Source organism: Pseudomonas sp. SJZ077 (assembly GCF_007993905.1).
Taxonomy (GTDB): Bacteria; Pseudomonadota; Gammaproteobacteria; order Pseudomonadales; family Pseudomonadaceae; genus Aquipseudomonas; species Aquipseudomonas mandelii.
The window spans coordinates 171,375-182,822 of sequence record NZ_VIUJ01000001.1 but is presented as its reverse complement, the minus strand read 5'-3'; the positions used below and the strand labels follow the sequence as shown (position 1 = coordinate 182,822).

21 protein-coding genes are annotated in these 11,448 nt (G+C 56.9%); 4 read left to right on the top strand and 17 right to left on the bottom strand.

Annotated features, from left to right (window positions below; all coding sequences use genetic code 11):
• Positions 1–15 precede the first annotated feature (15 nt).
• Complete coding sequence (locus FBY01_RS01015) at positions 16–399, bottom strand: hypothetical protein (protein ID WP_256664388.1); 384 nt, start codon at positions 397–399, stop codon at positions 16–18.
• A gap of 113 nt (positions 400–512) precedes the next feature.
• Here FBY01_RS01015 and FBY01_RS01010 point away from each other — a divergent pair, with 113 nt between their 5' ends.
• Positions 513–1,022 (top strand): hypothetical protein, encoded by a 510-nt coding sequence (locus FBY01_RS01010; protein WP_145306093.1) that lies wholly within the window; start codon positions 513–515, stop codon positions 1,020–1,022.
• Positions 1,023–1,025: 3 nt separating this feature from the next.
• Here FBY01_RS01010 and FBY01_RS01005 read toward each other — a convergent pair whose 3' ends face one another.
• The 4 genes from FBY01_RS01005 to FBY01_RS00990 all read right to left on the bottom strand — a co-directional run bounded on the left by FBY01_RS01005 (position 1,026) and on the right by FBY01_RS00990 (position 2,856).
• Positions 1,026–1,733: a morphogenetic protein gene (locus FBY01_RS01005; RefSeq protein WP_145306095.1), complete on the bottom strand. Its 708-nt coding sequence runs from the start codon at positions 1,731–1,733 to the stop codon at positions 1,026–1,028.
• Between the two features lie 87 nt (positions 1,734–1,820).
• Positions 1,821–2,237: a hypothetical protein gene (locus FBY01_RS01000; RefSeq protein ID WP_145306096.1), complete on the bottom strand. Its 417-nt coding sequence runs from the start codon at positions 2,235–2,237 to the stop codon at positions 1,821–1,823.
• On the bottom strand, positions 2,237–2,548 hold the full coding sequence (locus FBY01_RS00995) for a DUF4406 domain-containing protein (RefSeq protein ID WP_145306098.1): 312 nt from the start codon (positions 2,546–2,548) through the stop codon (positions 2,237–2,239). Before FBY01_RS00995 ends, FBY01_RS01000 begins: the two co-directional genes overlap by 1 nt.
• Positions 2,545–2,856 (bottom strand): hypothetical protein, encoded by a 312-nt coding sequence (locus FBY01_RS00990; RefSeq protein ID WP_145306100.1) that lies wholly within the window; start codon positions 2,854–2,856, stop codon positions 2,545–2,547. Before FBY01_RS00990 ends, FBY01_RS00995 begins: the two co-directional genes overlap by 4 nt.
• A 100-nt stretch (positions 2,857–2,956) precedes the next feature.
• On the opposite strand from FBY01_RS00990, the gene FBY01_RS00985 reads away from it, so the two are divergent.
• Positions 2,957–3,202: a hypothetical protein gene (locus FBY01_RS00985; RefSeq protein ID WP_145306102.1), complete on the top strand. Its 246-nt coding sequence runs from the start codon at positions 2,957–2,959 to the stop codon at positions 3,200–3,202.
• An 8-nt stretch (positions 3,203–3,210) separates the two neighbouring features.
• Here the strand turns inward: FBY01_RS00985 and FBY01_RS31655 are convergent, their stop codons facing one another.
• The 3 genes from FBY01_RS31655 to FBY01_RS00970 all read right to left on the bottom strand — a co-directional run bounded on the left by FBY01_RS31655 (position 3,211) and on the right by FBY01_RS00970 (position 5,129).
• Positions 3,211–3,309 carry a DUF4406 domain-containing protein gene (locus FBY01_RS31655; RefSeq protein ID WP_256664389.1) on the bottom strand — a complete coding sequence of 33 codons (99 nt, stop codon included), beginning with the start codon at positions 3,307–3,309 and terminating at the stop codon, positions 3,211–3,213.
• Entirely contained in the window at positions 3,306–3,893 is a 588-nt protein-coding gene (locus FBY01_RS00975) for a hypothetical protein (RefSeq protein WP_145306104.1), read from the bottom strand. The genes FBY01_RS31655 and FBY01_RS00975 overlap by 4 nt, the downstream gene beginning before the upstream one ends.
• Before the next feature lie 312 nt (positions 3,894–4,205).
• Complete coding sequence (locus tag FBY01_RS00970; protein WP_145306105.1) at positions 4,206–5,129, bottom strand: DNA cytosine methyltransferase; 924 nt, start codon at positions 5,127–5,129, stop codon at positions 4,206–4,208.
• Positions 5,130–5,234: 105 nt separating this feature from the next.
• Here FBY01_RS00970 and FBY01_RS00965 point away from each other — a divergent pair, with 105 nt between their 5' ends.
• Complete coding sequence (locus FBY01_RS00965; RefSeq protein WP_145306107.1) at positions 5,235–5,651, top strand: hypothetical protein; 417 nt, start codon at positions 5,235–5,237, stop codon at positions 5,649–5,651.
• A 74-nt stretch (positions 5,652–5,725) separates the two neighbouring features.
• On the top strand, positions 5,726–6,385 hold the full coding sequence (locus tag FBY01_RS00960) for a hypothetical protein (RefSeq protein ID WP_145306109.1): 660 nt from the start codon (positions 5,726–5,728) through the stop codon (positions 6,383–6,385).
• A gap of 20 nt (positions 6,386–6,405) precedes the next feature.
• Here FBY01_RS00960 and FBY01_RS00955 read toward each other — a convergent pair whose 3' ends face one another.
• The 9 genes from FBY01_RS00955 to FBY01_RS00915 all read right to left on the bottom strand — a co-directional run bounded on the left by FBY01_RS00955 (position 6,406) and on the right by FBY01_RS00915 (position 11,292).
• Positions 6,406–6,813 (bottom strand): hypothetical protein, encoded by a 408-nt coding sequence (locus FBY01_RS00955; RefSeq protein ID WP_145306111.1) that lies wholly within the window; start codon positions 6,811–6,813, stop codon positions 6,406–6,408.
• An 81-nt stretch (positions 6,814–6,894) separates the two neighbouring features.
• Positions 6,895–7,356 carry a hypothetical protein gene (locus tag FBY01_RS00950; RefSeq protein WP_145306113.1) on the bottom strand — a complete coding sequence of 154 codons (462 nt, stop codon included), beginning with the start codon at positions 7,354–7,356 and terminating at the stop codon, positions 6,895–6,897.
• Entirely contained in the window at positions 7,353–7,595 is a 243-nt protein-coding gene (locus FBY01_RS00945; protein WP_145306116.1) for a hypothetical protein, read from the bottom strand. Before FBY01_RS00945 ends, FBY01_RS00950 begins: the two co-directional genes overlap by 4 nt.
• 2 nt (positions 7,596–7,597) lie before the next feature.
• Positions 7,598–8,260 carry a lambda exonuclease family protein gene (locus tag FBY01_RS00940; RefSeq protein ID WP_145306118.1) on the bottom strand — a complete coding sequence of 221 codons (663 nt, stop codon included), beginning with the start codon at positions 8,258–8,260 and terminating at the stop codon, positions 7,598–7,600.
• Positions 8,260–9,249 carry a RecT family recombinase gene (locus FBY01_RS00935; RefSeq protein WP_145306120.1) on the bottom strand — a complete coding sequence of 330 codons (990 nt, stop codon included), beginning with the start codon at positions 9,247–9,249 and terminating at the stop codon, positions 8,260–8,262. The genes FBY01_RS00940 and FBY01_RS00935 overlap by 1 nt, the downstream gene beginning before the upstream one ends.
• A 53-nt stretch (positions 9,250–9,302) precedes the next feature.
• A complete protein-coding gene (locus FBY01_RS00930; protein ID WP_256664390.1) occupies positions 9,303–10,463 on the bottom strand; it encodes a hypothetical protein in 1,161 nt (386 codons plus the stop codon).
• Positions 10,464–10,622: 159 nt separating this feature from the next.
• The gene (locus tag FBY01_RS00925) at positions 10,623–10,817 is read right to left on the bottom strand and encodes a hypothetical protein (protein WP_145306122.1); all 195 of its coding nucleotides are present in this window, start codon (positions 10,815–10,817) and stop codon (positions 10,623–10,625) included.
• Positions 10,814–11,047, bottom strand: coding sequence for a hypothetical protein (locus tag FBY01_RS00920; protein ID WP_145306124.1), 234 nt, complete (start codon positions 11,045–11,047; stop codon positions 10,814–10,816). Before FBY01_RS00920 ends, FBY01_RS00925 begins: the two co-directional genes overlap by 4 nt.
• Positions 11,044–11,292, bottom strand: coding sequence for a hypothetical protein (locus FBY01_RS00915; protein ID WP_145306126.1), 249 nt, complete (start codon positions 11,290–11,292; stop codon positions 11,044–11,046). The genes FBY01_RS00920 and FBY01_RS00915 overlap by 4 nt, the downstream gene beginning before the upstream one ends.
• Between the last annotated feature and the right edge of the window lie 156 nt (positions 11,293–11,448).

The window sequence follows — 11,448 nt, the reverse complement described above, 5'->3', positions numbered from 1 at the left end:
GGCGGCAGAAGGTGGTTATTCGGATTTAGTGGGGAACCACTCGGTGTCGTATTCGAATTGAGTCACGCGCCGCGGCTCGATGTGGGGGATCGACTGCTTGAACTCGTGTACAGATCCGGGGCTGCCGCCGAAGTCCTTCGCCTCTCTTAAAAACACGTCTTTGTAGATCCTGAGCAGGTGGTCGGCCGCTTCTGCGAAAGCGTCTTCACGATAAAAGCCAGCGACACTGATTCCGTCATCGACCAACCAGACTGTCCGGCGCGGGCCTTGCTCGGCCTTATCGATCTTCTCGGCCATCTGCTGGCGAGCGTAACGAAGCTGTTCCAGGGAAAGCTGGCTGACCCATTCGTCGGTGCTGATTCGCAGGGTGTGCCCGTACTCGCACTTGATTTCAGGCATAACGGTTCCTCGCCCGCCGTTCACCGGCAGGCTGGTAGGTGGATTGGGGTCAGAAATTCCTGCGACGTTGAAGATTGCAGCTAGCATCAGTGCTTTATTGAATGGGGTTGGGCATGGAAGATCTTTTGAATGAACTCAGGGCAGTTGCTGGAGCGGGGTTTTACTCTGTGGCACTTTTTACATCGCTTGCGATTCCGGACATCTGTGCAGCTCTTGAGTCTGAAGATGGAAAAGCGACGGGGGCTAAGTACAAAGCGTGGTTCGATAAGTGGGTAGCGAGCAAATATCCGCAGATCCGTGATGGAAACGTCGCCATTAGCGGATCTGTCTGTTACGCATATCGTTGCGGGTTGCTTCACCAAGGTAAGGCTATGCATAAAGACTTGGGTTACTCCCGGGTGCTTTTTCTAACTCCAGGTCCTCTCACCGTGCACAACTCGATTTTGATGGATGCTCTGGCCGTTGATATACCCTCGTTTATTAACGATATTTCTACTGGGGTTAGGGAATGGCTAGAGAGCGTTCGTGGTACGCAGCCATTTGACACCCACTATAAAAACTTTATGAAGCGCCACCGAGGAGGGCTCGCCCCTTACGTAGCGGGTCTCGATCTGATTTCTTAGCCTTCAACTTACGCGCTTGAACTCGACGACCCAGACCCACGGGTTGGCTTCCCAGTTGCCCGCGACGGATTGCCACAAGTCGCGGAATGCTGGCACCGGGTATTTGTGGCATGCGCCACCTTCGTCGCTCGCGCACCACTCGCGTAGCGGACTTCGGTGAACACCTTCGGCTGCGACCTGCTCGTAGGTGATGTCCTGCAACCGTTCGACACGCACCTCGGTGATCTCCAGCACAATGCGGCTGGCCCAGCGAGGCATGTGGATACTTGGCCGCCAGGCGCCTTCGTACTGCAGTTCGTCGGTGTCAGGTTTCCACGCGGCTTTGTCTGGAACTTGCCAGAGACCATAGTCACCGACGGTGCAGCTTGCCCTGAAGATCCGAGCGGCATCGCGCTCAATGCCCTTGACCAATCTGTCGTTCCAGTCGACACATACACCGTCTTCGTTGCCGAGCAGCGCGAATGTCTCGCGCACCCACAGCTGGTCGCCGGGTTGTCCGAATGGGCAGAAGTCGTTGTAGTACCCGACGCTGTTCGGGTGCAGCGGCCCCTCGGTTGGTAGTTCGTGGCACTCGCCGAGCTGAACGCCGTAGCCGATGTTCTTCAGCGCCTGCTCATTCAGTGCCCGCCGCGTGACCGTCTTCCGGCCTTCCAGGATGGCGCGCACCATCGGGGCCGAGAACAAGATCGACCGTTCCTTAATCTCAGACATGGGAATCCTTTGCCGCTATAGCGGCTGACTTTGAAGGGGGAGGGAGTAAGGTTTTTGCGGGAGGGGTACAGATGTACTCCTGTCGAGCTATTCGCCCTGGTTGGCCAGCATGTTCAGGCGCATGCCCGATGTGCCGGGGATTCCGTGATTGCGTTCGCCCGCTCCTGATTCGGCGGGGTTGAACTCCGCGGCGCTCGTCAGCTTGCGGGCGTAATCGAGCAGATTCGCTGACCAGTCGCGCCCGACACCGTCATCAAATGCAAACAGCATCCCTCCGAGCGCTCGCTCGATGTCATCAATCCGCTGATCCGCCGCGTTCAGGCGCAGCTGCAGGACTTGCTCGCGGCGTTCGGCAGCGAGGCACCGTTCGGCAGCATCCAGAAAGAGGCGTACCGCGCTGTCGTAATCCTCAGCAAGAACCACAACCGGCTGAAATACCGCTTTGCTCTCTCCCTCGACGCCAGGGATGAATCCCTTCAATTTCCAACGCATCACTTCGCTCATCACGCAATCTCCATCGATACCAGATCATGGGCGTTCACGACCGTCATGCCGAGGCGTTCGGCGATCAGCACTTCGAGGCGGGCGCCTTTCGAATGCTCCCAACCTGGGAGCGTGGCCACGGTGTCGCAGTCCATCAGGGCGGCGATGTCGCGGCGCATGCAGTCGTTCCAGGATCCGCCGTCAGGGTTCAGCTCGGCAGGATTGGTTACGGCATGGCCGGCGTCGCGCAGGTTGGCGGTCATTGCGGCGAAGGCGGGAAAGTTGAGTTCGGGCAGGCCGGTCATTGGCCCGCTGAGGTAGATGCGCTTCATGCTGCCACCTTGACTGGCCGGAACACGCATTTGCACTCGTCAAAGTGGGCAATGACCTTACCGGCAGCATCGAAGTACTTCACGTTCCAGGTCGGGTGGCAGTTGTGCGTGTGCTTCCCAAACTGCAATTGGTTGGCGAATTGGACGTCGAGATTGGCTGAACCGTTCATGCCTACGATCGTTCCGAGATCGCCGTCCACCTCGACCATCATCCCCAGCTTGGCGAACTCAATGCCGCGATTCCGGATCATTCCCTCGACGAACTGCTGGGCCTTCGTTTTTTTGGAGTTTCGGTTTTCTGTGGGCATGGGGCGTCCTATGCCGGGTCATGCCCGGGCGGTTGAAGGTGGTGAGATTTGGGGGTGGCTTGGAGTACACTTCCGGGCTTTAACCAAAGGGAGTTGACCCATGTTTTTAGGCATTATTGTCGGTTTGTTAATAGGAGTTGCCTCAGCGGTGGTCCTGAATGGAATGCGGTCGATTGATCCCAAGGCGTTGCTAATCCTTCAATGGTTTGTAGGGGTGATTGCGACAGGTTTTATCCTTTTATCTTTTATGTTTGGCGCCGTAATTGGAGTGATGGCAGTCGCAGAGATCAATATTGGCTATTTCGCTTACTCCAAACTGTTTCAACGCAGCTCAGCGAAATCTTGAAAGAAGGGTCAGGCTGCGAGGCGCTGGTGAGCGGTCATTGCGGCGAAGGCGGGGAAGTTGAGGCCGGGCAGGCCAGTCATTGGCCCACTGAGGTAGATGCGCTTCATGCGGCCACCTTCGGCGTGTAAGTCAGCGTGCCGTCGAGGATCGCCGCCTTGATGGTTTCGAACTCCCAGCACCAGTACTGCGAGTCGACGTAAATCCGAAGTTCGCGGTAGTCGTGCTTCTTGCGCTTAATGAACGCCTCGGCCGCGGCATAGGTGAAATGGCAATTGACGTACTCCCATTCCTCCTCCCATCCGGTGACGGTGTGTTGAGGCAACTCGCCGAGCACGTGCCATTGATCACTGCGCTCTGCCTTCATGAACTGACAGCTGGCCCATTCCTGCATCAGCTTGTTCAACTTGGCTTTGGTACCGCGATCGCAGTCCTTCCAGTATTCCTGTGGGCTGAACCACTTCCAGTCATCGCAATAGACGACCAGCTTGTCGGTGTAGTCCATGTCCAGGCCGTAGATGATCTTGTGGTTCTCGACCTTGAACAGCGCGGCACTGGTGCAATGGTCATTGGTGCGCGGGCCGATGCAGTCGTAGCGCAGGCGCTGGACGAAGTCGGCCCAAGTCGCGGCGTCAAGGTAGTGGCCGGTCGCCAAGCTCGGCGCCGGCTCAGTGATTTTGTTTTCTGTGGGCATGGGGCGTCCTATGCCGGGTCATGCCCGGGCGGTGGAGAGTGGAGGGAGTGGAAAAAACCCAAGAGGAAGAACAGCAGCTTCAGTAGGAATATCTGTGGCGGCAGACCCACAGTCCTTTTCCTACTGTCCGGATAGTGCTGATGGCCATGTCCAAAGAAGTGACTAACCACATCCTTGGGCTTTCAAGCAGACCGGAGCTCTATCGTATGAAACAAGTCGTCGCAGATCTGATGTACCAAATCCTTGTCGAGCTGCTGAGTCAGATGCTGATTCGCCTGGCGGAGTGGCTGTCGGCAGTGCCGTGGCTATGAGCTACGCGGCCGCCTTCAATGCTTCGATGATTCGTTGTCCAGCCAACGGCGGTACCGCGTTACCGGCCATGTGCATGGTCAGCCTGTGATTGTCCGGACGCTTCGTGTCCGCCGGGAATGACATGGCGGCAAGGGCTTCATTCGCTGAGAGCATCCGCATCTCATCGCCGCGCACCAGAGCCCATCGGTCGAGCGTTGTGATGGTCCCGATCGGTCGTTCCAAGCTTCGGCCGGTGAGGCCAGAGCCGGATCCGTAATAGGGCATGATGAATCGGTCACCGAAGCGTTCTCGGCCGTTCTTCACTCGGAGCAGCGTCGACTCGGCGCGACCAGGCTTTACGACCTTGCTCCATTTGCCGGCGTCGAAGTCGATGAAGGATGAGGCTGGAACATGTCGGCGCTGGTGCAGCTCCAGATTGAGAGGCGCCTTGCTTCGGGTGCACACCAGAAATAGGCGCACCCGGTGTTGAGGCACGCCGAGATCGGCGCAATCGACGACATGTGGCGCGATCATGTAGCCGAGCGCCGCCATTGCCTGTGACCACGCCGGGTACAAAGCCCATGCCGTGAACTCTTCGACATTCTCGACCAGCACCACTTCTGGCCGGTGGAATTCGGCTGCCGAAACAACTGCCCAGGCTGTAGACCTCGATGCATCGTGCTGGGCGTTGCCGGACTGCTTACCTCGGGCTTTCGAATGTCCTTGGCAGCAGGGCGAGGCCAGCATGATGTCGTGCGCTGGAACCTTCGACCAATCCGCCTGGTGCAGGTCTTGGCAAATGTGAATCGCGTCCGGGTGGTTGGCGCTGTGCCACTCAACAGCCACGGGCCAGTGGTTGGCGGCCCAGATAACATTGATCCCGGCGTTGCGGGCACCGGTTGACCATCCGCCGAGACCGGCGAACAAATCGATTGCTGTGGGCATGGGGCGTCCTATGCCGGGTCATGCCCGGGCGGTAATTTTTGAGTTGATGGACTGAAGCCAGCACAAGCTGACATCATCAAAGTCTTTGCAGAGGGAGTGGCAGTCGTGGAGAGAAGGACTATCGGGATTGTTTTGGCCGTTGGGCTCGCCGGTCTTGTCAGCAAAGGGATGATTGATAGTCACAACAATCCATCCGCCAAAGACTCTTCCAGTTACAGCATTGCTCAAATTCAGGCTGCGCCAGCTCAAGCATCACCCGCGAAGGAGCTGACCAAGGCTGAAGATTCGGATTTCAACCATGATCTGTCACATGCTCATAGCAGTCGCGATCTCTCAAAAGCAGATCTGGCATGGCATGCGCTGAATACCTACGGTTGGGACTGTTCGGACGTGATTTCTGAACAGCAACCACCTACAGCAAAGTACTCAGTGATAACGTGTTCTAGTGGCTTGAAACTTCGAGTTTATCGGCGAAGCGACGCACATCCGATCATCCGAAATATCAAGGGAGGCTATGACTGAGCCTGTTGTGCGGACATAGGGGAACCTGCTAAATAGTGGCGAAAAGCCAATGTGAATTTATCGAGGCGCTCTAAATGAAACAGGACCAGTCAGGCACACGCCTGCTAGATCGATCTTTAAAAATTGGCCTGATACTTATATTCAGTTTGCTGGTTATAGCGGTAGTTGTTTATTTGAGTATATTTAATAATGGTTTATCAAAGGCCCCAGATAACTGGTCGGCTTTCGGTTCTTTTTTCGGTGGTGTTTTTGGTCCCGTTATTTCTTTGGTTACACTGTTTGCCATATTAAAAACCATTGATCTTCAGAAGCAGTTGCTCAGTACTCAACGGAAAGAATTTGACGATTTAAGCAAGCTGCAGCGTGACTCGAATGATGCGCAAGTAGAGCAGACGGGGATTTCAAAGCTTTCAGACTATAAATCTCACCAGCTGCAGTTACTCGACCAGCAAATTACAATGTTTGAGCGTATGCATGACCGGTATAGCAAAGAGGTTGAGCAGATAAAGCTGACACAAGATTTCTTGAATATGAACGCGGCTCATCTTCGTGGGTTGAATAGCTCTTTGCAGGAGACAGATAAGGCGGCTTCAGATTTGGTCCGCTTGTCCATTGAGATTTCGCTAGGTGATTTTGAGTCTGTTGAGCAACTTCGAAATAGAGTTTCGGAAAGGTTGGGGACTATCCACCCTTATTATTCGAACCTGATTAACGCAGAGCTGGCTGCGAGCTGAGTGGGATTCTGGTTTCCTTATTAAGGCCCGTCTTCCGTGACCGAATGCGACAGAGTGTTGGTGTTATCGGGTTCGACGATTTCGTCTTCAGGCTCGCCCGGCGTCTTGCGCAGCTCACGCAGGCTTTCGTTGCGGAATTCGCGTGACACCTCTTCGCTAACAACAAAAGGTGTCGTGACACACTTGAGCATCTGGGCGGCGTTATCGAAGTCGGCGGCGATCACATTGCGCAGCAGGTTCTGATACACCTCCTGCTGGTTGTTGAAGCCGTGTTCTTTCATCAGGCGTTTGAGGTCGGGTATGAACACGCCTGCGATCTCAACGTTGAAGCGCCCGATTCCCTTCGCCGCATCGGCCACCGCTTTCTTCTCGCGCTTTCTGCGCTGCTTGATGGCTTCCGCCGTCGGCTCCTGCTGTTCCTCGGCCATGGCCTGCCTCTTTAATTCCGTGGGCCGGTAGATCCAGCCATGTTTGTCGTCGGCGCTGGCGCACCTGGTTGGTGAGTCGCCTCACGCAGCGACCTTTTGCTGATTCCAAGCTCCGACCGCTTCAAAAATCCGCGCTGCCTGAGCCTCGTCGAGCGATAGAGAGTCGGGAATAGCAATCCAACCAGACGCCACCATCTGACTTTGATTGGCTGAGTCGCGCAGCTTCTTGTAGCAATGCTCGATTACCTCTTCCAGATGGTCGGAGAGGTAGACGCCGTCCGGCGCCACCTCAATCGACTTGCTGTAGCGATCGCCGCGGGCATCAATACAGAGAGCGCTGAGGTAGATCGTCCAACGGTGGGCAATGCCACACACGGCCTGGCCAATCTTGCCGGGCGCGATGTTCTTCAACGACTTGTAATTGATCATGCCCTGGTGACCGCTGGGGTCGATGTTCACCACGGCGACGTGGTTGGTGGCCAACAGCGAACGACACGATCGGTCGATGCGAGCCTTGAGGTTGTGCGGTTTGCGCTTGCTCATAATGCCTCCGCGAGTTTCCGCAGTGCCTTGCGCTCAGCAGCACTGATGGCGGGCCGGCGGCGCTTGAGGATGGTTCCGGGGTCGATATTTTTGGAGCGCTCAACCGGCGTCGGATTGATATTGGCGGGCTCGGATCTGGAAAAGCGCCCGCCCGCAGCCAGGTGTTGTTCGACCTGGCTGGAAAGCTCCAGCGCCTTCTCACGCCGGAACGCGATGTCGTACTTCAGGTTGCTGATCATGATCAGGCTCCTAAACGATGTGCTTGCGCCCTGGCTTTGTCCGCGACCTCATCAACCATGCGATTCAGCTCCAGGTTGAACTGGACCAGCTCTTTGTGCAGGTTGGCGATGTAGTCTTCGTCGCGGTGAATTGTCTCGATGTAGAGCTGGCACTCTGCATCTTGGCGAGAATCGAACGACAGAAAATCCCACCACTTGCGCCCGGTAACGAACATGCAGCCCTGGACCTGAGGCATGTGTTCCTCGGGCATGCCTTCGAGCCATGTTCTGACGTGTATCGCCTCATTGAAGGGGCACTTCGACTCGGTGCCGCCGTTATCGCCGATCAATCCGTCTGGCGAGCAACCGAGCCAGTCATACTTCGGGTGAACGATGAACCCTGACGGCACGACGATGTTGCCGGTCAGCATCTCGTAGGCGTCCTGAGCCTTCTGTTCTTCGGTGTGACCCCACTTCAAGGAAGCGCTGCTGACGTTGTGCTTCGACTTCTTTGCCAGTCGTTCAAAGCACAGTTCGCGCATATACGATGTGCGCGCCCCCGTTGGCTCACGCTTCCCGTTTTTGTCAGGTTTCCCCCATGCCAACACGTCTTTAAATCGACTGGCTGTCACTCGGCCAGATCGGTCCGCATGCCATTTTTCATTGCCCTGAAGTTCCGTTCTCACTACGCCGCTTCCTCTGACTGAGACAGGCCGTCGTGATTGCCAGTGATTTCGGTGAAGTCGCCATCAACGGTTGCCGCCATGGCCTTGAGCGCTTCGTGGCATTCAAGGCCGATAGCCGCACGCTGCTTGGGCTTGAGACCTGCCCAGGCTGCCGCATAGGCTTCGATGTCCTGCCGCTTCGCGACGACCAAAAGGTCTGCGAATACTCCGTCGATTTCCGGCGAGGGGGATTTCGGCCCGAACGACACACCAGCAGCGGCAGCGGTGTTTGAAGCCTGCTTTGCAGGGGTGATGTCAATTTCGCCGCCGTAAGAGTCCTCGAACTCATCGGGCGTATACACGCCGAGGATGACGTCGGGGCAGAAGAGTCGCGCCCATTTTTTGGTCACCAGGTAGGCAATCTGTTGCTTGGGGTCTTCCGCCCAAAGCGTAGAGTTTCGCGTGCGGACCTGGGTAAGCAGAAGATCCAGAACGCGCGGCTCGTCTTCGCCCTTGAAGGTTGCCCAAACTTTGATGCCGAGGCCCTTCTCATCGTCAAAGCTCCATCCGGGAACGCGGTACTTCTTGAACTCGCCAGTGTCCTCGTCCTTCTTGGTCCGGCTGGTGACTTCGCGCATCTTCCCGATAACGTTTTCCCAGGTACCGAACCATTCGAAGTTCAAGCGACCTTTGACGGGCGCCTTGGCGGTGATCACTGCGTTGATGAGCTGCGCCTCATAGCTCAATGCACCGCCGTTGACGATGAACGTCTTCTGCGCAACAGCGAAAGGGTTCATCTGCCACTGCATTGCTTGCAGCACAACCGCCATGCAGTCAGCCTGATTGCCTTTCAGATGCTTGGGGACTGTTGTCACGCCCTTCGACATCATCAGCGCCAGGTCGCTCATCGACTTCATGGTGCCTGGATCAAGAATGAGCGCTGCAGCGTTGTGCGATGGATCGTGGTACGTGGCGAGGCCAGTTGGTGCTTGAGTGTCTGAGTCAGTCATTGCGCTCTCCGTGGCCGACAAGGAGTGGGTCGGCCGTTAGATGGAAAGGGTGGTTAGAAGCGGATGGCTTGAAGCCAGGCGCGAGCAGTGGCGAGGTCCACGTCGAAGCCCAGCGCTACAACCTCGACAATGTCGTCGACCGGTGGGGCGGTTGTAGTTACGTCGTCGGACTCAGCCGCCGCCGCATGTGTGCTGATAGGCGTAACTTCGACTTTCTCTGCGACCACTGGGGTAGCCACTGGGGTGACTGGAGCCGGTGCTGCAGCCTGTGCGCGCAGGCGGGCTAGCTCTTCCTGGTCACTTTGATACTGTGCGTCACGTTCGCGCTGCTGGCGCTGTTGCTCTTCCTGCTGCGCACGCTGTTGGCGTTGCTGAGCTTCCATGTCGCGGCGCTGCTGGTCCAGATCGTCCTGCTGCTTCTTCAAACGCAGGCGGTCTTCCTCGGCGCGCTGCTTGCGCAGCTCCTCAGCTTCAGCGTCGGCAATGCGTTGCTTCTCGCGCAGCTCGTCGAGTTCTTTCTGCTGGGCCAGCAGCCTAGCGGCAGCTTCTTCTCGCTCAACGGCAGACTTGTGCAGTGTTTCCAACTGCTCAATAGCGTTGTCGCGAGCGATGGTGCCCTCAGCTTCGAACTCGGCATATTCTTCGGGCAGGATCACCGACACCTTGACGCCTTGCAGGATGTCGGCGATATCGGCAGCGCTACGGCTTGCATATGCGGCAGCGACAGAGCTGAAGCGGGTAATCTTTGCCCGGATGGTTTCGACGCGTTCAGCCTCGACACGCTCGCGTTCGGCTTTGGCGTCAGCTACGCGTTTTTCCTCGGCCTTAATTGCTTCGTCGACAGGCGCCTCAATCGCCAACACGCGATCCTTCAGCGCCTCGCCGAACTCCTTAACCTGGTTGACGCGAGCCTGGGCTTCTTTGACTTTCTGCTGATAAGGCACGAGCGCCGTTTTGGTGGTGTTCGCCAGGGCATAGCGCACGTCGCGGATATCGATGCGTACTTCCTTCGCATTGGCCAATCCTTCGCTGTTCGAGCAGTCAACGACCAGCTTGGCGTAGGTGGTTTCCAAACGGACGATCTGCTCTTCGTGCGGCCGGTATTCGGCGATGTCGGTGACAGCAACTGAAGGGACAACGACGTTTTGTGCGTCTTCGGTTTCGCCGATTTCGAGTGAGTCTTGCGCGATTGCTTGTTTGGTATTTGCGGACATGACAGTTCCTTGCCGCGCGGTGCGCAGCCTTTAAAGGTGTGAGGGGTTATTGAGTGATCTGGCCGGAGTAGGCGCTTGCCAGCATCCAGGCAGTGAAGAAGAGCAAGGCGATGGCTGAGCCGCGCCAGAACCAGAAGCGCTTGGCGCGCTGGTAAGAGGTCATGACCGAACCCTTACCGCGATCCGGCCGCCTTTCATGGTTGCCGCCAGACGGCGCGGTAAGCTGGCGACAAGAGCTTCACGAGATTTGCCAATCACCTCGTTGAATGGCAGACCGAAACCCAGCAGGACCAGCTTCGATTCGATCTCGTCGAGTTGCTCGTCGATCAGTGATTTAACTGGTGGTGTGGTCATGCTGCAGCTCCCTGCTTGTTTGATGCGTTGAAGGAGGCGTAGATCTGGTCGATGCGTGCCCTGTAGTGACGATGTTCGCCGTCGTTGATGACGCGCAGCATGTAAGCGAGGGTGATGCACGACGTTGCCGCCGAACTGGCGTTTGGCTTGCCCAAGTCGCGGATCATGTTGCTGATCTCGCCCTCGATCCAGGTGACCGCCGTATCGTGGTCGCGCTGTTGAGTGCTCACGTTGCGCCTCCTTTTGGCGGACACACCATTTCCATTTGCACCATGGTTGCGCCAATGCGCCGCTTCAGGCTTTTGCGCTCCTCCACCAGCCGAGCTTTACGGTCAGCCAGTGCCTGAGTGCGCTTGAGTGCTTCCGCTTCGTAATCGTGAAACTCCTCGGGTTTCGCTTTCTTCTCACGGCCCCAAGCGTCGTAACGCCTGTCCCACTCTCGGGCCTGCGCACTGTCTGCATAGCTGGTTGACATGGTCGCCTCCAAGAACGGCGGTGTAGATCCAACAAAACTCGGCTGCACTCATCCGTTCCGCTGGTTGCCGTTGGGCGCGGAGGGGAGTGCATGCGGGTGGTGTCGGGAATACCTGTGTGAGCGAGTAGCCCAGGCCCGCTATTGACGCCGGCCTGG

Bases quoted from the DNA above. Each gene is read 5' to 3' on its own strand.
- FBY01_RS01005 (WP_145306095.1), bottom strand. From the start codon at position 1,733: ATGTCTGAGATTAAGGAACGGTCGATCTTGTTCTCGGCCCCGATGGTG.
- FBY01_RS00975 (WP_145306104.1), bottom strand. From the start codon at position 3,893: ATGCCCACAGAAAACAAAATCACTGAGCCGGCGCCGAGCTTGGCGACC.
- FBY01_RS00990 (WP_145306100.1), bottom strand. From the start codon at position 2,856: ATGCCCACAGAAAACCGAAACTCCAAAAAAACGAAGGCCCAGCAGTTC.
- FBY01_RS00930 (WP_256664390.1), bottom strand. From the start codon at position 10,463: ATGTCCGCAAATACCAAACAAGCAATCGCGCAAGACTCACTCGAAATC.
- FBY01_RS00935 (WP_145306120.1), bottom strand. From the start codon at position 9,249: ATGACTGACTCAGACACTCAAGCACCAACTGGCCTCGCCACGTACCAC.
- FBY01_RS00925 (WP_145306122.1), bottom strand. From the start codon at position 10,817: ATGACCACACCACCAGTTAAATCACTGATCGACGAGCAACTCGACGAG.
- FBY01_RS00985 (WP_145306102.1), top strand. From the start codon at position 2,957: ATGTTTTTAGGCATTATTGTCGGTTTGTTAATAGGAGTTGCCTCAGCG.
- FBY01_RS01010 (WP_145306093.1), top strand. From the start codon at position 513: ATGGAAGATCTTTTGAATGAACTCAGGGCAGTTGCTGGAGCGGGGTTT.
- FBY01_RS00950 (WP_145306113.1), bottom strand. From the start codon at position 7,356: ATGAGCAAGCGCAAACCGCACAACCTCAAGGCTCGCATCGACCGATCG.
- FBY01_RS31655 (WP_256664389.1), bottom strand. From the start codon at position 3,309: ATGAAGCGCATCTACCTCAGTGGGCCAATGACTGGCCTGCCCGGCCTC.
- FBY01_RS00915 (WP_145306126.1), bottom strand. From the start codon at position 11,292: ATGTCAACCAGCTATGCAGACAGTGCGCAGGCCCGAGAGTGGGACAGG.
- FBY01_RS01015 (WP_256664388.1), bottom strand. From the start codon at position 399: ATGCCTGAAATCAAGTGCGAGTACGGGCACACCCTGCGAATCAGCACC.
- FBY01_RS00945 (WP_145306116.1), bottom strand. From the start codon at position 7,595: ATGATCAGCAACCTGAAGTACGACATCGCGTTCCGGCGTGAGAAGGCG.
- FBY01_RS00995 (WP_145306098.1), bottom strand. From the start codon at position 2,548: ATGAAGCGCATCTACCTCAGCGGGCCAATGACCGGCCTGCCCGAACTC.
- FBY01_RS00970 (WP_145306105.1), bottom strand. From the start codon at position 5,129: ATGCCCACAGCAATCGATTTGTTCGCCGGTCTCGGCGGATGGTCAACC.
- FBY01_RS00960 (WP_145306109.1), top strand. From the start codon at position 5,726: ATGAAACAGGACCAGTCAGGCACACGCCTGCTAGATCGATCTTTAAAA.
- FBY01_RS01000 (WP_145306096.1), bottom strand. From the start codon at position 2,237: ATGAGCGAAGTGATGCGTTGGAAATTGAAGGGATTCATCCCTGGCGTC.
- FBY01_RS00955 (WP_145306111.1), bottom strand. From the start codon at position 6,813: ATGGCCGAGGAACAGCAGGAGCCGACGGCGGAAGCCATCAAGCAGCGC.